Origin of the sequence: Kaustia mangrovi (assembly GCF_015482775.1) — a bacterium.
Lineage (GTDB): Bacteria > Pseudomonadota > Alphaproteobacteria > Rhizobiales > Im1 > Kaustia > Kaustia mangrovi.
In genome coordinates this window covers 197,465-217,832 of record NZ_CP058214.1, presented here as the reverse complement: position 1 = coordinate 217,832, position 20,368 = coordinate 197,465, and the positions used below count along the sequence as shown (strand labels likewise).

General features: G+C 67.6%; 13 protein-coding genes and 1 pseudogene. 7 read left to right on the top strand and 7 right to left on the bottom strand.

Features of this window, described 5'->3' with window-relative positions; translation table 11 throughout:
- The first annotated feature begins 6 nt into the window (after positions 1-6).
- The 3 genes from HW532_RS01080 to HW532_RS01070 all read left to right on the top strand — a co-directional run bounded on the left by HW532_RS01080 (position 7) and on the right by HW532_RS01070 (position 5,942).
- Positions 7-2,139: a 3-hydroxyacyl-CoA dehydrogenase NAD-binding domain-containing protein gene (locus HW532_RS01080; RefSeq protein ID WP_213162669.1), complete on the top strand. Its 2,133-nt coding sequence runs from the start codon at positions 7-9 to the stop codon at positions 2,137-2,139.
- A 130-nt stretch (positions 2,140-2,269) separates the two neighbouring features.
- Entirely contained in the window at positions 2,270-5,008 is a 2,739-nt protein-coding gene (locus HW532_RS01075) for a peptidoglycan-binding protein (protein WP_213162668.1), read from the top strand.
- Between the two features lie 316 nt (positions 5,009-5,324).
- On the top strand, positions 5,325-5,942 hold the full coding sequence (locus tag HW532_RS01070; RefSeq protein ID WP_213162667.1) for a TetR family transcriptional regulator C-terminal domain-containing protein: 618 nt from the start codon (positions 5,325-5,327) through the stop codon (positions 5,940-5,942).
- Between the two features lie 160 nt (positions 5,943-6,102).
- Here HW532_RS01070 and HW532_RS01065 read toward each other — a convergent pair whose 3' ends face one another.
- From HW532_RS01065 to HW532_RS22495, 4 genes are all read right to left on the bottom strand, one after another.
- Complete coding sequence (locus HW532_RS01065; RefSeq protein WP_213162666.1) at positions 6,103-7,197, bottom strand: Glu/Leu/Phe/Val family dehydrogenase; 1,095 nt, start codon at positions 7,195-7,197, stop codon at positions 6,103-6,105.
- Between the two features lie 207 nt (positions 7,198-7,404).
- Entirely contained in the window at positions 7,405-7,665 is a 261-nt protein-coding gene (locus HW532_RS01060) for a hypothetical protein (RefSeq protein ID WP_213162665.1), read from the bottom strand.
- Positions 7,666-7,861: 196 nt separating this feature from the next.
- Positions 7,862-9,094 carry an NADH:flavin oxidoreductase/NADH oxidase family protein gene (locus tag HW532_RS01055; RefSeq protein ID WP_213162664.1) on the bottom strand — a complete coding sequence of 411 codons (1,233 nt, stop codon included), beginning with the start codon at positions 9,092-9,094 and terminating at the stop codon, positions 7,862-7,864.
- A 113-nt stretch (positions 9,095-9,207) separates the two neighbouring features.
- On the bottom strand, positions 9,208-9,414 hold the full coding sequence (locus HW532_RS22495) for an ArsR/SmtB family transcription factor (RefSeq protein WP_425491913.1): 207 nt from the start codon (positions 9,412-9,414) through the stop codon (positions 9,208-9,210).
- 276 nt (positions 9,415-9,690) lie between these two features.
- Here HW532_RS22495 and HW532_RS01045 point away from each other — a divergent pair, with 276 nt between their 5' ends.
- Positions 9,691-10,908 carry a pyridoxal phosphate-dependent aminotransferase gene (locus tag HW532_RS01045; protein WP_213162663.1) on the top strand — a complete coding sequence of 406 codons (1,218 nt, stop codon included), beginning with the start codon at positions 9,691-9,693 and terminating at the stop codon, positions 10,906-10,908.
- 25 nt (positions 10,909-10,933) lie between these two features.
- Here HW532_RS01045 and HW532_RS01040 read toward each other — a convergent pair whose 3' ends face one another.
- Positions 10,934-11,599, bottom strand: coding sequence for an SDR family oxidoreductase (locus HW532_RS01040; RefSeq protein WP_213162662.1), 666 nt, complete (start codon positions 11,597-11,599; stop codon positions 10,934-10,936).
- Between the two features lie 175 nt (positions 11,600-11,774).
- Between HW532_RS01040 and HW532_RS01035 the strand changes: the two genes are divergently transcribed.
- The gene (locus HW532_RS01035; protein ID WP_213162661.1) at positions 11,775-14,189 is read left to right on the top strand and encodes a transketolase; all 2,415 of its coding nucleotides are present in this window, start codon (positions 11,775-11,777) and stop codon (positions 14,187-14,189) included.
- A gap of 31 nt (positions 14,190-14,220) precedes the next feature.
- Here HW532_RS01035 and HW532_RS01030 read toward each other — a convergent pair.
- A pseudogene (locus HW532_RS01030) lies at positions 14,221-17,303 on the bottom strand (MexW/MexI family multidrug efflux RND transporter permease subunit).
- Positions 17,304-17,322: 19 nt separating this feature from the next.
- Positions 17,323-18,471, bottom strand: a complete 1,149-nt coding sequence (locus HW532_RS01025; RefSeq protein ID WP_213162660.1) for an efflux RND transporter periplasmic adaptor subunit — start codon at positions 18,469-18,471, stop codon at positions 17,323-17,325.
- A 387-nt stretch (positions 18,472-18,858) separates the two neighbouring features.
- Between HW532_RS01025 and HW532_RS01020 the strand changes: the two genes are divergently transcribed.
- Positions 18,859-19,641 carry an ABC transporter ATP-binding protein gene (locus HW532_RS01020; protein ID WP_425491944.1) on the top strand — a complete coding sequence of 261 codons (783 nt, stop codon included), beginning with the start codon at positions 18,859-18,861 and terminating at the stop codon, positions 19,639-19,641.
- Entirely contained in the window at positions 19,638-20,342 is a 705-nt protein-coding gene (locus HW532_RS01015; protein WP_213162658.1) for an ABC transporter ATP-binding protein, read from the top strand. Before HW532_RS01020 ends, HW532_RS01015 begins: the two co-directional genes overlap by 4 nt.
- Positions 20,343-20,368 lie beyond the last annotated feature (26 nt).

Genomic DNA, 20,368 nt, shown 5'->3' with positions numbered 1-20,368 from the left:
GAAGAGATGAGACAGTTCGACCCCCGGCGCGACGACGCCCTGACCGCCCTCACCGATGAGCACCTCACCCTCGGCGACCCTGCCGACACCCAGCCGGAGGGCCCGGCCGACCTTCGGCACTGGCGCTGGCATCTGGACGGGGACGGCATCGCCTGGGCGCTGCTCGACTGCGAGGGCGCGGGCACGAACACGCTGTCGGAAGCCGCGCTGACGGAGTTCGCGCGCCTCCTCTCCGCCCTGGAGACGGCGGCGCCCAAGGCGCTCGTCATCCGGTCCGCCAAGCCGAACGGCTTTGCCGCCGGCGCCGATATCGGCGATTTCCGCGGCATGACGGACAAGGCGACCATCGAGGTCAAGGTCCGACAGGGGCTCGACGTGCTCGACCGGCTGGCGGCGTTCCCCGCCCCGACGGTGGCGCTCATCCACGGCTTCTGCCTGGGCGGCGGGCTGGAGCTCGCGCTCGCCTGCCGCTACCGGATCGCGCGCGAGGACGCCAAGCTCGGCTTTCCCGAAGTGATGCTCGGGCTCCATCCGGGGCTTGCAGGGACATGGCGGACACTGCGCCTTGCAGACCCCGTCCAGGCCATGACCATGATGCTGACCGGTCGGAATCTCGATGCGCGCCGCGCCAAGGCCGCCGGCCTCGTCGACGCCGTAACGGCGGAGCGGCATTTCGCGACCGCCCTCTCCTGGGCCGTCTCCGGGAAGCTCAAGACCAGTCGCGGCCGCTCCCTCAAGCAGCGCCTCATGTCGCTTGGCCCCGCACGGGCCCTGATCGCCCGGCGCATGGAGGCGGAAACCGCCAAGAAGGCCCGCAAGGACCACTACCCCGCGCCCTACGCTCTCATCGACCTCTGGCGCGCCCATGGCGACGACGAGGCGGCCATGCGGCGCGAGGAGACCCGGTCCTTCGCCGAGCTCATGGCCGGGGAGACGGCGCGCAATCTCATCCGCGTCTTCTTCCTGCGCGAGCGCCTCAAGGGCTTTGCCAAGACGGGCGATCACGGCGTGGCCCACATCCATGTGATCGGCGCGGGCGTCATGGGCGGCGATATCGCGGCCTGGTGCGCGCTGCGGGGCTTCCGCGTCACGCTCGAGGACCGCGAGATGCGCTATATCGCGCCGGCGGTGAAGCGCGCCGACACGCTGTTCTCCCGCAGGCTGCGCCGGCCGGGCGACGCGCGCGCGGCACTCGACCGGCTTGTCCCCGACCCCGATGGCGCGGGGCTTGCGCGCGCCGATCTCGTGATCGAGGCGGTGCCGGAGGACGAAGAGATCAAGCAGACCGTCTACAAGCGGGCGGAGGCGCAGATGCGCCGCGACGCGATCCTGGCCACCAACACCTCCAGCATTCTCCTGGAGACGCTGCGCAAGGGGCTGAAGCGGCCTGAACGCTTCGTCGGCGTCCATTTCTTCAATCCGGTGGCGAGCATGCCGCTGGTCGAGGTCGTCACCCATGACGGGCTCGACGAGGGGGTTCGCGCACGCACCCTCGCCCTTGTCGGCGCCATCGACAAGCTGCCGCTGCCGGTCGCCTCCTCGCCGGGCTTCCTCGTGAACCGCGCGCTCACGCCCTATATGATGGAAGCCTTCCTGGCCTATGACGAGGGCATCGCGCCGGAACGGATCGACGCCGCGGCGGAGGCCTTCGGCATGCCCATGGGGCCCATAGAGCTTGCCGACCAGGTGGGCCTCGACGTCGCGCTCCATGTGGCGGAAACGCTCAAGGAGAGCCTCCACCGTCCCCTGCCCGACATTCCCGCCTGGTTCTCCAGGCTCGTCGAGGACGGCCATCTCGGGCGCAAGTCCGGCAAGGGCATCTATGAGTGGAAGGACGGCAAGCCGCAGAAGCACAAGGTGGATGCCGGGCCCGATCCCGCCCTTCGCGACCGGCTCGTCCTGCCGCTTCTCGATGCCTGCGTGTGGTGCCTGAGGGAGGAGATCGTGGAAGACGCCGACGCGGTCGATGCCGGCATCGTCTTCGGCACCGGCTTCGCACCGTTCCGCGGCGGCCCGATGCACTATGCCGGCGCGCGCGGCGTGGAGGACGTCGTCGACACGCTCGAGCGGCTGGAGGCGGAGAAGGGCGAGCGCTTCGCCCCGGACGCCGGCTGGGCGGCCCTCCGCGGCGGCGGCTGACACCCATGTTGCATTTGCCGGCCCGGGCGAATTCTTCCATAGTAGCCGGCCTATGAAGGAGCGGACGCGGGATCGTCCGTGCACCGTCGCGCCGCGCTGACGATCCGGGCTCCAAGAGGGAGATTTGGAAATGGTCGAGCGGTGGTATCGCCGGGCCCTGCCGGTCCGGAAGAGCGGGAGGCAGGGTATCGGTTTCGGGGCCCTGACCCTTCTCGTCCTCGGCGCGGCCCTTCCCGTTGCCGGCACAAGCCCCGCATCCGCCCAGTCCGCCGGGGATTTCCCCGCGCGCGAGGGTGTCGTGGCGGTCACGGGCTTTTCCGGCACGGTGGCGCCCGGCAATGACGAGATCCCGCCCGGCCGCACGGCGCTCGACGAGACCGTCATCGATCCCGATGGCGGGTCGCTGAAGCTCTTCGATGTCTCCGCGGGCAAGGGCCCGCCCCATGGTCAGCTCATCGGCGGCGAGCCGGTCCTCTCCGTGCCGGCACGCACCATCGGACAGGTCTTCGGCCTCGCGCTTGACGACGCCGAGGTGCCGAACATCTATGCCGGCGCGAGTTCCGCCTTCGGCCTGCAGATCGTGGCGCCCGGCGACAACGGGCGAGCGGTGCGCGTGAAGGCCGGCCAGCCGGACGCCGCCTGGATGACGGGCCAGTTCGGCGCGGGCGGCGGTCCGGGCAGCGTCTGGCGCATCGACGGGCGCACGGGCGACGTCTCCCTCTTCGCGACCGTATCGGGACCGGACGGCCCGAACAGCGGCCCCGGCCTCGGCAACCTCGCCTACGATGCCGATCACCAGCAGCTCTATGTCTCCGACCTCGATACGGGGCTCATCCATCGTCTCGACCTGTCGGGCCTCGATCTCGGTACCTTCGACCACGGCGTCGCGGCACGGCCGGCAGCGGGCCTCGAGCCGGCAGCCGACGACACCTCCGCCCGCGCCGACATCGCAAGCCCCGCCTTCAATGCGGAGAACCCGGCCACATGGGGCCTGACGGCGCCGGAGCGGCGCATATGGGGGCTCGCCTATCATTCCGGCCGGCTCTATTACGCGGTCTGGCAGGGCCCCGAGGTCTGGTCCGTCTCCATCGGGCCCGATGGCAGCTTCGGCGACGATCCGCGCCGCGAGGTGGCCGTGCCCGGCGATCCGAGGGCCTACCCCGTCTCCGACATCGCCTTCGACGGCGAAGGCGGCATGATCCTCGCCCAGCGCGGCGACATCCGCTCGCGCTACGACTATTCGATCTTCGCCCTGCCCCGCCGCACGCGCGTGCTGCGCTACGAACCGGCGGGTCCGGAGGGCTCCGGGCGCTGGAGCACGAGCCCGGAGACCTATGCCATCGGCTTTCCGGCGACCAGCCAGAATGCCTCCGGAGGCGTGAGCCTCGGCTACGGCTACGACGCCTCGGGCGATCTCGACACGGAGAGCTGCTTCGCCACGGTATGGGCGACCGGCGACGCGCTGCGCCAGAGCGCGAGCGAGCGCGCGGAACTCATGGAGACCGGGCCCACCACCGTCCACGGGGCGCAGGCCGTCTCCACCCCGCTGACGGAACCGCGCAACATGCCGCCCTGGACGAGCTATTTCCTCGACTATGACGGCCGCTTCGAGGATCCCAATTCCGCGGGCCATGTGGGCGATATCGAGGCGGTCACGCGCTGCCCCGCCGCGCCGGCCACGCGGATGGCCGAGGCGCCGTCCGAACCCGAGGCCGCGCCGGAACCGGAGCCCGAGCAGGAGCCGGCAGCCGAGCAGGACATGCAGACGGAGGACGCCCAGCCCCAAGCCGAGGCTGAGGCTGAGGCTGAGCGCAAGGCCGAACCGGACGGCGCGCAGGACGACGCCGCGATGGCGCCGGAGACCGAAGCGGAGCCCGAGGCCGAACCCGAATCCGAGCCCGCGCCGGACTCGCAGGCCGCTCCCGCATCCGAGCCGGAAGCGCCTGTGGACGAACGCGCCCGTGCGCCCGATCTCGCCGTGACGGTTCGCGCCGACGCGGACGCTTGCGAGCCGGGCGCGGCCTGCTCCTTCACCGTCGTCATCGCCAATGAGGGCGGTGCGGCCTATAGCGGTCAGCTCGCCATTCTCGACAGGATCGAGCCGGCCGGCGCGCGGCTTGCCGACGCCTCCCCCGATCCGTGGTCGTGCGTGGACCTGCGCAGCGAATATGTCTGCATTCATCCCGACGCGACGCTCGAACCCGATGAGACGGCCGAGCTTCGCCTCGACATCCGCGCGCCGCGCGGCGGGTCCGGCTCCGTGCGCAATTGCAGCCAGGCGCTGTGGAACGGCGCGACGCTGCGCGCACGCATCGCCGCCGCCCAGGCCGGTCTCAACGAGCGCGGCCTGTCCGCCGGCCCCGTCGACGGGATCATGGGCAGCAAGACACGATCCGCCATCGAGGCCTTCCGGTCTTCCACCGAGCTGCCCGCCGGCGGCGAGGTCGACGAGGAGCTCATGGCCGCACTCTACGGCCGCTGGGGTGTCGGCGATCTCGACCAGAGCAATGACAGCGATTGCGCCGTGCCCGGCGAGGCCTCGCGGGAGGCTCCCGCGCCGCCGCCAGCCAGCGACGAGCCCCAGGACACGGCCATGCCGGAGGACGCTCCCACGCCAGAAGACACGCAGGCGGCCTGCACCGGAGGACAGATCCGCGATGCCGACACCGGGCAATGCGCCTGCCCGTCCGGCAAGCCCGTCTGGAATGCCGCGAAAGGGACCTGCGTCGCCGACACCGCCAAGCCCGAGACAGCGACGCCGGCCCTGTGCCGGGGCGGTCAGGTCTGGAGCGAACCGAAGAGCCAGTGCGTCTGCCCGCCCACAAAGCCCCGGTGGAACGAGACCGGGCAACGGTGCGAGGGCGCATAGAACAGAGACCTCGCTCGCGCGCGCAGCGTCGGTAGGCCGCATGTCATTCGGTGGAGATCGCCTGCGAGCGGTCTTGCCGTACCGCCTTCCATGATTATCTTACGCTCCGGAAACGCCCATTTCCTGATCGATTCGTCGCTGTGCGCAACGGCATGAATGCAATCTATAATCAATCATGGTCAAAAATACTCCTTTTGGTTGCATTCATCGCATAATCTACTAAGGTGGAAGGGTTTCTCGGGAAACCACGCGGCCGTCGGCAAGCCGACCGCATGGCCGTGCGCTGCAATCGGGACGATCGGGGGCATTCGGGGGCATGAATCAGCGTCGCTCTTTTTCGCGGGAAGAGCCGGAGATCCGACGACGGGCACTCATCGAGGCCTTGCTGCGCTGTCTGGCCAAGCATGGCCATGCCCGCTCGAGCGTGCGGACCATCGCGGCCGAGGCGGATGTTTCCCCCGGCCTGATCCGCCATCATTTCGGGGAGAAGAACCAGCTCGTCGTCGCGGCCTACCGCTATCTGTCCGACCAGCTGTTCAACCATATCAGCGCCGCACTCGACGCCTGCCCGCCCGATCCGCGGGCGAGGCTCAGGGCCTTCGTGAAGGCGCGGTTCACAGCTCCAGTCGTGTCCCGCGACTATGTGACCGCGTGGCTGGTCCTGTGGGGCGTCGCCATGACGGACCCCGATATTCGCACCGTCCATCGCGAGGTCGACGAGCAGTACCGCGAGCTGACCGGGCATCTCCTGCGGGACATCATCGGCGAGGCGCGCGACACTCGGGAGATCGGCCCGCTGACACGGGAGTTCACGGCGCTTCTGAACGGCCTGTGGCTCGAATGGTCGCTGTCGGCCGACGGCCTCGATCCCGATGTGCTTTCGGACATGTCCCTGAACTTCATAGACCGCACGGCCGTCCGGGAACTAACCTGAACCACAACAGGTTACGTGCTTTTTCTAAAGCGGATCATGATCATTGAGCTGATGTAATTTTCCGCTCATCCCGGCGAAAGCCGGGATCTCAGGCATCCTGGTCAAGAGATCTCGGCTTTCGCCGGGATGAGCGGTCCATCTACTTTGACCGCGATCCGCCCTAATGGGTGTCCGAAAGAACGGCCTCGCGCACCAGCTCCGCCTGCGGGGCAAGCTGCATGCGTTCGCGCGCCATGATGTCGGCGACCTCGTGGGGCGGCCGGCCCTCGGCCCGCGCGCGCTCCAGGATGGCCATCGTCCGCGCGTAGATCCGTCCGATCCTGGCGTGGACGGCAGCACTGTCGGTCTCGCCCTCATGTTCGGCGGCCACCGCGATGATACCGCCGGCATTGATGGCATAGTCGGGCGCGTAGACGATGCCGCGCTCGAGAAGCCGGCGTCCGTCGTCGTCGGTGGCGAGCTGGTTGTTGGCTGCACCGGCGATCACCGAGGCCTTGAGCTCGGGAATCGACTTCGCATCCAGGACCCCGCCCAGTGCGCAGGGCGCGAGCACGTCGGCGTCCTCGGCGAGGATCGCGTCGGGCGCCACGATGCGGGCGCCGAAGGCCTCCGCCGCCCGCGCCGTGTTCTCCGCTGCGACATCGGCCACGACGAGATGCGCGCCCGCCTCGTGCAGGAGCCGGCAGAGATGGAAGCCCACATGGCCCACGCCCTGCACGGCGACCGTCAGGCCGTCGAGCCCGTCCCGGCCGAACGCCATTTCCACCGCAGCGCGCATGCCCTGCAGCACGCCATAGGCCGTCTTCGGCGAGGGATCGCCGCCGACGCCGCCATCCGCCCCCGTCGCGATGCCGCTGACATGGGCCGTCATGCGGGCGACGACACGCATGTCCTCCACGCTGGTCCCGACATCCTCCGCGGTGATGTAGCGCCCGCCCAAGCTGTCGACCACGCGCCCGAAGGCCTCGAACAGGGCCGGCGAGCGCACGCGGCGCCCATCGGCCATGATCACCGCCTTGCCGCCGCCATAGGGAAGCTCGGCAAGCGCGTTCTTGTAGCTCATGCCGCGCGACAGCCTGAGCGCATCGCCGAGCGCTGCGTCCTCGCTGTCATAGGCCCACATCCGGCAGCCGCCGAAGGCCGGCCCAAGCGCGGTGGAATGGAGTGCGACGAACCCCTGGAGACCGGTCGCGCGGTCATAGAAGGCGTGGACGGCCTCATGGCCATCGAAATCGGCAGAGGCGAATATCGTCATGGGTCCAATCTCCCTGTCCGTTCGTCCTCCCCGCCCGTTCTTTTTTTTCGGTATCGGCGCGACAAGACGCTTCGGGACGATGATCCCATTCATTGTAAGATATTCATGCGAAATTGGATTTCTAAGTTGCCCGCGCCCGCGCCATGACCGCGAAGATATCGGACCGCCCGGCGCAATCTTGTGAGCACGGGCCGGGCATTCGGACCGTCAGGTGCATTTGACCTGCATGTGCCAGGTCGCCTTCGACAGTCTCGCACTGCCTTCGGCGAGTTTCGCGCGCGTGCTTGTCGGGCAGGCGTAATAGGTGACGGTCGACTGGGCGACCTGCCGGGCCGTCTCGCCATCGCCCTTGCCGAGCGCCTTACCCGGGCGCGCCACCGCCACCGCATAGGCCGATGCGCTCTCGTCGAAGCGATAGCTCACCACATAGCGCTGGTTGTTGTAGATCACCGGCTCGTTGTGCCGCACACCAGGAACCGCACTGCCCGGGCCGCGCCCTTGTCCGCGCAGCCGGCGAGCAGAAGCCCGCCCGAAACAAGCAGCAGCGCTGTGATACCCGCCTGACGCGGCATGACCGGTCTCCCGTCGAGGTTCGAAAACCGCGCGAGTGTGCCCGCAAGCCCTCGGCCCCGCAAGTTCTATCGTATGCGGCGGCCAGCACCGTTCAGGACGCGACCCGCCGCGCCGCGAGAAGGCGACCGGTCGCCTCCTCCAGCATGGCGAGATAGCGCTCATGACCGTCGAGCAGCGCGAGGTCGAGATCCGGTGCGCCGTCGCGGCCCCAGAGCGCGAGCTGGTGGCAGAACCAGTTCAGGACGGCGCCTCGCGGCAAGGTGTCGGCGGCGGGAAAGTCCCGCTCGGGCGCCGGCGCCATGTCGATTGCCCCGTCGAACATCTTCTGCGGGAAATCCGGGTCCGCGATGAAGGGCCGCCCGGCGCCGATCAGGTCGGTCGCGCCGGCGGCGAGCGCCTCGTTCATCGCGCTTGCGGAGCGAAACCCGCCGGTCACCATGACCGGAATGGCGAGCGCGGCCTTGATGTCGCGTGCATAGTCCAGGAAATAGGCCTCGCGCCGTGCCGTGCCCTGCGCCACGGCGGCATGGCGATAGGCGACCGGCGTCTCGAAATTGCCACCGGATATCTCCACGAGGTCCACATGCTCCGCCTCCAGCATCCGGGCGACCGCGATGCTGTCCTCGTGGCTGAAGCCGCCCTTCTGGAAGTCGGAGGAGTTGAGCTTGACCGCCACGATGGCACCGGGCCCCACCTCGGCACGGACGGCGCGCACCACCTGGCGAAGGAGGCGCGAGCGGTTGCGGAGCGACCCGCCCCAGCGATCCGTGCGCGTGTTGATGCGCGGCGACAGCGCCGAGCTCAGGAGATAGCCGTGCGCGGCATGGATCTCCACCCCGTCGAAACCGGCCTCCATGGCAAGGCCGGCCGATCTTGCGAATTGGGCGACGACGACCTCCAGCTCGCCCTCTTCGGCGGCGCGTGGCGTGCCGTATCCGGGCAGGTCGAGGGGACGGCCGGATATGGACAGCGGGTGCGGATTGACCGCCGCCGGCGTCTGCCGTCCGCCATGGGCGATCTGCACCAGCGCCCGTGCGCCGCCGCTCCTGGCGGCCGTGGCCAGCCGGCGCATCCGGTCGCGGTCGGTCTTCCCGTCGAGAACGACATTGGCGGCATGTTCGAGATGATCCCGGTCGACGGGCGTGTTGCCCGTGATCAGCATCCCGGCCCCGCCTCTCCCCCAGCGTTCGAAGAGATCGATCAGACCGTCGGTCGGATCGTTGCGCTCGTCGCCCAGCGCCTCCGACATGGCCGATTTCACGATACGGTTTCCAAGCTCCACGCCGTTCGGCAGCGTGAGTGAGTCCCGAATTGATGATCCCATTTATAAATCTCCATATCGCGATTTTTCGATAAACTCAGATGCGAAACCGGCAGCGATGTTCCCTTTCCGCGACCGGGCGCCCCCGGGCCGGCTTCACTCCAGGGCGGGCGGCGTCACAGGTCCGGCGTGTCGCTTCGCTGCTCCTCGAGAAGCTCGTCGCCCAACGCCTTCAGAAAGGCGCGGATCGCCTCCTCGTCGCGCCGGTAGAAGGTCCACTGGCCGTGGCGCTCGGCCCGGACCAGGCCGGCCTGCCTGAGCAGGCCCATATAGTTGGAGACGGTGGATTGCGAGAGCCCCGCCTTCTCCTGGATGTAGCCCACGCACACCCGTCCACCCGGCATGCTCCGGCAGGGCGGGCGGGAAGTTCGACCGGTCCTTCAGCCAGGCGAGAATCCGCCGGCGGACCGGGTTGTTGAGAGCGGCGAGCGTCCGTTCGATGTCCATATATCGAAATATACCGATATAATGGAGAATGGCAACCCTCCCCACAGGGAACCGTCACCGATACCGGTCCCGCCCGTCTTGACCGCAACGCGCAAGCGCCATCATATGGAGATCTCGCACAAGCCTGCCTTCCCCACCCATGGATCCCCGGCATGACCCAGAACAACTACGACCCCTCCGCCCTCCTGTCCGCGCGCACCACGGCCATCGAGGAGGCCGGCATCATCCGCATGTCGCAGAAGGCGCGCGATCTCGCGGCCGAGGGGCGAACGATCGTCAGCCTGACGCTCGGCGAACCGGATTTCGACACGCCCGCCGCGATCCGCAAGGCGGCCATCGAGGCCATGGAGGCCGGCTACACCCATTACGGGCCGGTGCCCGGCTATCCGGAGCTGCGCGAGGCAATCGCGGAGAAGCTCCGGGTGGAGAACGGGCTCGCCTACGGCGCCGGCGAGGTGGTGGTGACCAATGGCGCCAAGCAGGCGCTCACGGACGCGATCTACGCCCTTGTCGACGAGGGTGACGAGGTGATCGTTCTCGCCCCCTACTGGGCCTCCTATGCGGGCATCATCAAGATGGCGGGCGGGCGCGTCGTGGAGGTGGCCTCCACCATCGACGACGACTTCAAGGCGCCGCCGGAGCGCATTGCCGACGCGATCACGCCGCGCACCAAGGCGATCCTCATGAACTCGCCCTGCAATCCCTCGGGCGCCGTCTACAGCCGCGCCGAGCTGGAGGCGCTTGCGGAGGTGGTGCGCGCCCACCCGCATCTGTGCATCATCGCCGACGAGATCTACGAATATATCGTCTTCGAGGGCGAGCACGTCTCCATCGGCACGCTGGAGGGCATGGCCGAACGCACGATCACGATCAACGGGCTGTCGAAGTCCTTCGCCATGACCGGCTGGCGGCTCGGCTATCTCGCCGCCCCCGCCCCCATCGCGAAGGCGGCGAGCAAGGTTCAGGGCACCTTCACCTCCGCGGCGAACTCCTTTGTCCAGCGCGCCGCCATCGCCGCGCTGAAGGGCGACCGCACGGCATGCGAGGAGATGCGCGAGACCTATCGCAAGCGCCGCGACGCCGTCATGGCGCGCCTGGCCGCCTGCCCGGGCATCGAGACCATGACGCCGCCCGGCACCTTCTACGTCTTCCCGGATGTCTCCGCCCTTCTGGGCCGCGAGATCGACGGGCGCGTGCTGGCCGATACGGATGCGTTCTGCGACTGGCTGCTCGAAGCACACGGACTTGCGACCGTGCCGGGTTCGGCCTTCGGCGACGCGCGCTGCGTGCGGCTGTCATTCGCCGCCAGCGACGCCCAGCTCGACGACGGGCTGTCGCGCTTCGAGGCGGCCCTCAAGGCGCTGTCGTGACGCCCTGACCGGCGGCGCCACGCCCTCACCAGGGCAGGTGCCGCCCTTCCGCATGCCAGAACGTGCCGGTCATCTCCATGTCGAGCGCGTCGATCCGCTCGATGATGCCGGCGGCGGCCTTGTGCGTGGGAACCGGCCCCTGATGGCTCGTCATGTCGGTGGCGACATAGCCCGGATGGAGCAGGATCACCGCGATCCCGCGCGGCGCGAGCTCCACCGACAGGGTGCGCCCGGCCATGTTCGCCGCCGCCTTCGACATGCGATAGCCATAGCTGCCGCCGCTCGCGGTATCGTCGAGCGATCCCCTGATGGAGGAGATGATGGCGATCTTGCCGCCCTCCCCCATCATCGGCAGGAGCGCGCGGGAGACCCGCAAGGGGCCGAGCGCGTTCACGTCGAACTCCGTCGCGATCGCGTCGAGATCGGCGTGCTCCAGATCGTTGCGGTCGAGAAACACGCCCGCATTGTTGACGAGAATGTCGATGGCACGGCCCTTCAAGGCGGAGGCGAGCCGGGCGACGGACGCATCGTCCGTCATGTCCACGCCGTCGACGATCTCCACATCGAGCGCCTTGAGGCTGTCGGAGACAGACCGGCAGACCGCCGTCACCTGATCGCCGCGCGCCGCGAACTGCCGCGCCAGCTCGAGCCCGACACCGCGATTGGCTCCCGTGATGACGACATGTGCCATGAGTTCTGCTCCTCTCGTTTGCCTCAAAATCGACTCGCGTGATTTGTAACGGCACGAGCGTCCCGCGCCAACCGCAAGAGGCCGCCGGACGAAGACGGCATATGCGTTCTGGACGGGGCGTCCCCGTCATGATCATCTAGAGGCGAGGACCAATTTGAGGAAGAGGAAGAGCGCCATGGCATCTCCGGCACAGGCAACACAGGACCACGGCGAGGCCGCGCAAGAGCGCCTGCCCGTCGAGACCCTCGAGGAGCTCGAGCGCAAGGTCCTGTGGCTGTCGAGCCAGATCATCCACCATGCCAATCACGAGCGGCGCAAGGACGACGATCTGAAGGTGGGCGGCCATCAGGCCTCCTCCGCCTCGCTCGCCACCATCATGACCGCGCTCTATTTCCGCGTGCTGAACCCCCAGGACCGGGTCGCGGTGAAGCCGCATGCGAGCCCGGTCTTCCACGCCATCCAGTATCTCTTCGGCCACCAGACGCTGGAGAAGCTCGAAGGCTTCCGCGCCTTCGGCGGCGCGCAGTCCTATCCCTCGCGGACAAAGGATTCAGACGACGTGGATTTCTCCACCGGCTCGGTGGGCCTGGGCGTCGCGATGACGTCCTTCGCCTCGCTCGTCCAGGACTATATCCGCGCCAAGGGCTGGGGCCGGGAGCGGCCGGAAGGCCGCATGGTCGCGCTGGTCGGCGATGCCGAGCTCGACGAGGGCAATATCTACGAGGCGCTGCTCGAGGGCTGGAAGCACGATCTGAGGAATTGCTGGTGGATCATCGACTATAACCGCCAGAGCCTCGACGCGGTGATCTCCGACCGGCTCTATCCCAAGCTGGAGAACGTGTTCACCAATATGGGCTGGCAGGTCGTGACCATAAAGCACGGCGCCAGGCAGCGCGCGGCCTTCGCCAGGCCCGGCGGCGAGGCGCTCAGGCAATGGATCGACGATTGCCCGAACTCGCTCTATTCCGCCCTCACCTTCCAGGGCGGCGCCGGCTGGCGCCAGCAATTGCGCGCCGATCTCTCCGGCCATCCCGAGACGCTGAAGCTCGTCGACAGCTATGACGACGACGCGCTCGCCGACCTCATGACCAATCTCGGCGGGCATTGCCTCGAAACGCTTCTGGAGGCCTTCGAGGGCGTGCGCGACGACCGGCCCATCGCCTTCATCTGCTACACGGTCAAGGGCAAGGGCCTGCCCTTTGCCGGCCACAAGGACAATCACGCCGGCCTCATGACGCCGAAGCAGATGGCCGCCCTCAAGGCGTCCATGGGGCTTGCCGACGGCGAGGAATGGTCGCGCTTCGCAGGGCTCTCCAGGCCCGAGGACGAGATGGAGCGGCTCGTCTCCTCCGTCCCCTTCGTGCGCGAGGGCACGCGCCGTCTGAAGGCGCCCGCCGTGCCGGTGGGCGAGCTGCCCGTGCCGGAGGCGAAGGGCGCGATGTCCACGCAGGAGGGCTTCGGCAAGATCCTCGCCGAGATCGCCCGGTCCGACGCGCCCCTTGGCGACCACATCGTGACGACCTCGCCGGACGTGACCGTCTCCACCAATCTCGGCCCCTGGGTGAACCGGCGCGGCCTGTTCTCCATGAAGGAGAAGGAGGACGTCTTCCACGCGCGCAAGCTCATGTCCGCCCAGCTCTGGGATGCCGGGCCGAAGGGCCAGCATATCGAGCTCGGCATCGCGGAGAACAATCTGTTTATCCTGCTTGCCGCGCTGGGGCTGTCGCACGAGCTCTTCGGCACGCGCGTCCTGCCGGTGGGCACGCTCTACGACCCGTTCATCCAGCGCGGCCTCGATGCGCTCAACTATGCCTGCTATCAGGACGCCCGCTTCATCCTGGCCGCGACGCCGTCCGGCATCACGCTCGCGCCCGAGGGCGGCGCGCACCAGTCCGTCGGCACACCGCTGATCGGCATGGCGCAGGACGGGCTCGCCGCCTTCGAGCCCTCCTATGTGGACGAGTTGGCCGCCATCCTCCAATGGGCCTTCGAATATATCCAGCGCGAGCCGCGCGCGCCCAGGGGCGACGAATGGGTGCACGAGCGCGATGGCGGCTCGGTCTATCTGCGCCTGTCGACGCGCACCATCGACCAGCCGGTGCGCGCGCTCGGCGACGAGACGAAGGAGGACATCATCCAGGGCGGTTATTGGGTGCGTCCGCCCGCGGAGGGCGCACGGCTCGCCATCGCCTATACGGGCGCGGTGGCGCCGGAGGCGGCGGCCGCCATGGGCGACGTGCTGCACAGCTTCCCCGGCGCGGGGCTTCTGGCGGTGACCTCCGCCGACCGCCTCGCCGCCGGGTGGAAAGCCGCCCAGACGGCGCGCCAGCACGGCCACGACCGGCAGGCCCATGTGGAGCGCCTGCTCGCCCCCCTCGCCCGCGATGCGGGCCTGGTGACCGTGCTCGACGGGCATCCCGCGACGCTGTCCTGGCTCGGCTCGGTCCACGGCCACAGGGTGCAGGCGCTCGGCGTGGAGCATTTCGGCCAGACCGGCTCGATCGCGGAGCTCTATGCCCATTACCGCATCGACGCCGACGCCATCGTGGAGGCCTGCATCGAAGGCGCACGGCGCGGAACGCGGCGATAGGCACGCTCGGGCGGCCGGTTCCCGTGCCGCCTCAGGTCGCCCTGGCCCCTTCGGCCTCCTCGCTCCCGCCGGTGTCCCGGGCCTCCGCGGCACGATGGTCGCGAGCGATATAGGTGTAGATGGCGGGGGTCACGAACAGGGTGAAGATCGTGCCGACGGTCATGCCGGCGGCGATCACGAGGCCGATATCGTAGCGGCTCTTCGCGCCCGCCCCTTCCGCGATCAGCAGCGGCACCATGGCGACCACGATGGCCGCCGTCGTCATGAGGATCGGCCTCAACCGGATCGAGGCCGCCTTCACGATGGCCTCGCGCCGCCCGAGCCCCTCCTCTTCCTGAAGCTGGTTGGCGAAGGCCACCATCAGGATGCCGTGCTTGGAGATCAGGCCGATCAGCGTCACCAGGCCGATCTGGGTGTAGATGTTGACCGTCGCCAGCCCGAGATTGAGCGGGATGAGCGCGCCGAACATGGAGGTCGGCAGCGCGATCAGAATGATGAACGGATCGCGGAAGCTCTCGAACTGCGCCGCCAGCACCAGGAAGATCACGATCAGCGCGAAGACGAAGGTGATGGCGAGCGTGCTGCCCTCCTGCACGAATTGCCGGCTTTCGCTCTGGAAATCGTGGGAGAAGCCTTCCGGGAAGCCCTGCGCCTTCTGTTCCACGAAGGACACCGCCTCGCCCATGCTGCGCCCCGGGAACAGCACGCCCGACAGCGTCGCGGAGTTGAGCTGCTGGAAAGTGTTGAGCGAGTTCGGCTGGACGGAGTTCTCGACCGTCGCGACCGTCGACAGCGGCACGAGCTTGCCCGCCTTGGTGCGCACCTGATAGCGGGTGAGCCAGTCGGAGGTGACGCGATATTTGCGCGGCACCTGCGGGATCACCTCGTAGGAACGGCCATAGAGGTCGAAGCGGTTGACGTAGTTGCCGCCGAGCAGCGTCGCGAGCGCGCCGCCGATATCGGCCATGGAGATGCCGAGGCTGTTGGCCTTGTCATGGTCGATCCGGAACTCGACCTGCGGCGTGTCGAAGCTCAGATCGGTATCGGTGAACAGGAACAGGCCGCTCTGCTGGGCGGTGTTGCGCACCTCGTCCAGCACCTCCGCGAGCTGCTGGTAGTCGCCCGTCGAGGTGATGACGAACTGGAACGGCAGGCCGCCTGTCGAGCCCGGCAGTGCGGGCGGCGAGAAGGCCTGGACCTGGAGGCCGGCAATGCCGGCGAGCTCCGGCTGGAGCGCCTGCTGGATCTGCGACGCGCTGCGTTCGCGCTCGCCCCAGGGCTTGAGGATCAGGCCCGCGAACCCCTCGTGAACGCCGGCCGTGCCGTTGATCAGGAAGGTATGGGCGAATTCGGGAACGTTCGCGAACACATTGGCGAGCTGTTCCGAATAATGCTCCATATAGTCCAGATTGGCGTAGCGCGGCGCTTCCATCTGGGTGAACAGGACGCCCTGGTCCTCCGACGGGGCAAGCTCGCTCTGGGTCGTCACATACATGATGCCGGCAGCCACCAGCACGCCTGCGAGGATGAGGATAGTGACCGGACGGGCGTTCAGCGTGCGGTCGAGCCGGTGGGCGTACCAATCCTTCAGCCGCTCGAAATTGCGGTCGAGAAAGGCCACGAAGCGGCCGGTATCCCCCTCCTCCTTCAGGAGCTTGGAACACATCATCGGCGACAAGGTGAGCGCAACGATGCCGGAGACGACGACCGATCCCGCGAGCGTGAAGGCGAACTCCCGGAACAGCGCGCCCGTCAATCCCGACACGAAGCCGATGGGCGCGTAGACGGCGGCGAGCGTGATGGTCATCGCGATCACCGGCACCGCAATCTCGCGCGCGCCGATCAGCGCGGCATTCATGGGCGACATGCCCTCCTCGATATGCCGGTGGATGTTCTCCACCACCACAATGGCGTCGTCGACCACCAGGCCGATGGCGAGCACCAGCGCCAGAAGCGTCAGCAGGTTGATCGAGTAGTCGAGCGCCAGCAGCATGATCATGACGCCGACCAGCGACAGCGGGATGGTGACGATCGGGATGACGGTGGACCGCAGATTGCCGAGGAACAGGAAGATCACCACGATCACGATGATCGCCGCCTCGCCGATGGTGGTCACCACCTCCTCGATGGAGGCGTTGATGAACTCCGTCGCATCGTAGGCGATGGCGGCGTGGAGATCGGCCGGCAGCTCGCGCTCCACCGACGGCATCTCCTTGCGGACATCGTCGATCACCGACAGCGGATTGGCCGTCGGCGCGGCATAGATCCCGATGAACACGGCCTTGAGGTTGTCGAAGGTCGACGAGGAATCGGCGCTTTCCGGCCCGAGCTCGATCTCGGCGATATCGGACAGGCGGATCAGCGCGTCGCCATCCGACGACACGACGAGGCGGCCGAAGGCCGACGCGCTCTTCAGCGAGGTCTCCGCATTGATCGTGGTCTGGACGAAGTCGCCCTTGATCTGGCCGGCGGCGGAGGTGAAGTTGTTGGCCGCGAGCGCGACACGCACATCGTTCGGCGTGACGCCCAGCGCCGCCATGCGGTCCGGATCGAGCCAGATGCGCATGGCGAAGGTCTTGCCGCCCAGGATCTCCGCATTGGCCACGCCCGGCACGGTTTGCAGCTTCGGCTGGATCACGCGGGTGAGATAGTCGGTGATCTGGGAGGCCGACATCGTGTCGCTGTTGAAGCTGATATACATCAGCGCGAAGCCGTCGCCCGTCTGTTTGGTGACCACGGGATCGTTGGCCTGATCGGGCAGGACGCTCGCCACCTGGTTGACCTTGGAGAGCACGTCGGTCATCGCCCGGTCGGGATCGGCGTTGAGACGCAGATTGAGCGTCACCGTGCTCGTGCTCTGCTGGGACGAGGACACCAGCGTGTCGATGCCTTCCGTGCTCGCCACCGCCTGCTGGATGGGGTCGTGATGAACCCCTTGATCAGCTCCGCATTGGCGCCCGGATAGGTCGTCGTGACGGTGATGGTCGTGTTGGTGAGCTCGGGATACTGCCGGATCTGCAGCGTCGACAGCGCCTGCAGCCCGATCAGCAGGATGAGCAGGCTGACCACGCTCGCCAGAACCGGTCTGCGGATGAAGATGTCGGTGAACGTCATGGCTGCCGTCCCGCTCGCCCTATTCCCTCGGCATCTCGGCCGGGGCTTTCAGGCCGCCCGAGCCGTCGACCGTCACCGTCACGCCGGGATGAAGCTTGAGCTGGCCGGAGGTCACGACCAGATCGCCGTCGTCGATCCCCTTGCGGATGACGACACTGTCTTCCTGGGCCTCGCCCGGCTCCACGATCTCGCGCTTGGCGGTGTAGTGCTGCGGGCCGGCCCCGTCGCCGTCCTTCGAGGTGTCGCCATCCTTCGACGGCGTGAGCACATAGACCGTGTCGCCATAGAGGCTGTAGGTCACCGCGGTGCGCGGCACGGTGACGACCTTTTTCGGCTCGCCCACCAGAACGGCCACATTGGCGAACATGCCCGGCAGGAGCTTGTTGCCGGGATTGGCGAGCTTCGCACGCACGAGAAGCGTGCGGGTTTCCCGTTCGACGCGCGAATCGACGGATTCGACCGTGCCCTTGAAGACCTCGCCCGGATAGGTGTCCACCCGGACCTCCACGTCGGCGCCGGGCATGACGCTATCCACCCTCTGCTCGGGCACTGGAAAGTCCACATAGATCGGATCGAGCATCTGCAGGGAGACCATGGCCGTGCCGGCCGGCACATACTGTCCCAGATCGATCTTGCGGATACCCAGCCGGCCGGAGAACGGCGCCTCGACGGATTTCTGCTCGATGACCGCGCGGGTGCGCTCGACGGCGGCATCCGCCTCGTCGCGGCCTGCACGCGCCTCGTCGAGCTGGGACCGCGCGACGGTCCCCTTCTCGAACAGCGTCAGCCGGCGCTCCCATTCGAGCTGCGCGCGCTTGCGGGCGGCCAGATTGCTCTTCAGTTCGGCCTGCTCGACGGAGTCGTCGATCTGGACGAGGAGCTCGCCCTCCTCGACCGTATTGCCGGATTCGAACGTGATCGTCGTCACGATGCCGGAGGCCTCCGACGTCACGTCCACCCCCTGCACCGCGCGCAGCGTGCCGATGGACGGTATTCGCCCGATCCAATCCGTGGTGCCCGCCTTCGCGGCGTTGACGGAGACCGATGGCTGCGGCTGGCTCGCCATATATTCGCTGATCATCGCCGGCTTGAGAACGAACTGGAAATAGGCCAGCCCGCCGATAAGCGCGATGAGGATCAGGGCGACGATTGTAAAGCGAATCTTCATGGCGAACCCGTGCACGGCTTCAGACTGCGCTGAAACGGCCAACGTTTGCTGCGCGAGGCAGTCGCAAGAGATCCGATACGATCCTACGGCCGCACAAGGCAGCCCCCCCGGCCACGCCCCCCTGCCTTCGAGACTCTCGACGCTTGTCATCGCCCGTGCTTGTGATTAAGGAACACAGGCGAGTGTACGAGAAGCAACAACTAGGATTTGGTCCCGGCCGGTTGAGGGGCTGGCGGGCATCAATAACGCGAGGAACGGCGCACGGCAAGATGACGTAGCGGCAACGCAGTCCGGATTGTGGAGTTTCCGCAACCGGCGTCGTTGTCTATGCTGGCGTGCAGGGGACCCCGATCCGGAAGAACAAGCCGACGGGCGGAGATGGCAGCAATCATAGACGTCAAGGATGTCACCAAGCGGTTCGGAAGCCTGACCGCCGTCAACCGGTGCTCGCTGTCCGTGGAGGCGGGCTCGATCACCGGTCTGATCGGCCCGAACGGCGCGGGCAAGACCACCCTGTTCAATATTGTCGCTGGCACGCTCGCCCCCGACAGCGGACAGATCCTCCTCGATGGCGAGGACGTGACCGGCCTGCCCTCCCACGCGCTATTCGGCAAGAAGCTCGTGCGCACCTTCCAGATCCCGCACGAATTCTCCCACATGACCGCGCTGGAGAACCTGATGATGGTGCCGGGCGCGCAGGCCGGCGAGACCCTCTTTTCCGCCTGGTTCCGCCCGGCCCTCGTCGCGCGCCAGGAAAGCGAGGTGCGCAGCCGCGCGCTGGAGGTGCTGGATTTCCTCAAGCTCGGCCGGCTGCGCAACGAGCTCGCCGGCAATCTCTCCGGCGGCCAGAAGAAGCTCCTGGAGCTCGGACGCACCATGATGGTCGATGCGCGCGTGGTGCTGCTCGACGAGATCGCCGCCGGCGTGAACCGCACGCTGCTGAACGATCTCGCCGCCAACATCCAGCGCCTCAACGAGGAGTTCGGCTACACTTTCTTCGTCATCGAGCACGACATGGACCTGATCGCGAGGCTCTGCGACCCGGTGATCGTGATGGCGGAAGGCTCCGTCATGATGGAGGGCTCGATCGAGGAGGTCCAGGCGGATCCGCGCGTGATCGAGGCCTATTTCGGCGGCGCGCCCACCGCGACCCTGAGGGAAAGCGCATGAGCCTTCTCGCCGCCACCAACCTCCATGCCGGCTATGGCGGGATGAACATCCTGGAGGGCGTGGACATCGCCATCGATGCCGGCGAGATCGGCGTCATCGTGGGCCCGAACGGCGCAGGCAAGTCGACCACGCTGAAGGCGCTCTTCGGTCTGCTCCGGATCGGCGAGGGCTCTGTCGTCCTCAATGGCGTCGACATCACCAACGCCCCGCCGGACAGCCTGGTCAGCCACGGCATGTCCTTCGTGCCGCAGGAAAAGAACGTCTTCCTGACGCTCTCCGTCCACGAGAACCTGGAGATGGGCGCGTTCATCCGGCGCGACGACTACAGCCACCTCCTCGACCATGTCTACGACATCTTCGAGCCGCTGAAGGCCAAGCGCAACCAGCCGGCGGGCGAGCTCTCCGGCGGCCAGCGCCAGATGGTCGCCATCGGCCGCGCGATGATGACCGAGCCGCGGCTCCTGCTGCTCGACGAGCCGACGGCGGGCCTGTCACCGCTCTTCATGTCGGAGATCTTCGACCGCATCATCGCGATCAACGCGACGGGCGTCGGCATCCTGATGGTGGAGCAGAACGCCAAGCAGGCGCTCAAGATCGCCCACAGGGGCTTCGTGCTCGCCTCCGGGCAGAACAGGTTCACCGATACGGGCCAGGCGCTGCTCGACGACCCGGAGGTCGCGCGCAGCTTTCTCGGCGGTTAGCGCGAGGGGCGCAAGGGATCAGGGCA

Coding starts and splice junctions, on each gene's coding strand:
- HW532_RS01080 (WP_213162669.1), top strand. CDS start 7: ATGAGACAGTTCGACCCCCGGCGCGACGACGCCCTGACCGCCCTCACC.
- HW532_RS01075 (WP_213162668.1), top strand. CDS start 2,270: ATGGTCGAGCGGTGGTATCGCCGGGCCCTGCCGGTCCGGAAGAGCGGG.
- HW532_RS01070 (WP_213162667.1), top strand. CDS start 5,325: ATGAATCAGCGTCGCTCTTTTTCGCGGGAAGAGCCGGAGATCCGACGA.
- HW532_RS01065 (WP_213162666.1), bottom strand. CDS start 7,197: ATGACGATATTCGCCTCTGCCGATTTCGATGGCCATGAGGCCGTCCAC.
- HW532_RS01055 (WP_213162664.1), bottom strand. CDS start 9,094: ATGGGATCATCAATTCGGGACTCACTCACGCTGCCGAACGGCGTGGAG.
- HW532_RS01045 (WP_213162663.1), top strand. CDS start 9,691: ATGACCCAGAACAACTACGACCCCTCCGCCCTCCTGTCCGCGCGCACC.
- HW532_RS01040 (WP_213162662.1), bottom strand. CDS start 11,599: ATGGCACATGTCGTCATCACGGGAGCCAATCGCGGTGTCGGGCTCGAG.
- HW532_RS01035 (WP_213162661.1), top strand. CDS start 11,775: ATGGCATCTCCGGCACAGGCAACACAGGACCACGGCGAGGCCGCGCAA.
- HW532_RS01025 (WP_213162660.1), bottom strand. CDS start 18,471: ATGAAGATTCGCTTTACAATCGTCGCCCTGATCCTCATCGCGCTTATC.
- HW532_RS01015 (WP_213162658.1), top strand. CDS start 19,638: ATGAGCCTTCTCGCCGCCACCAACCTCCATGCCGGCTATGGCGGGATG.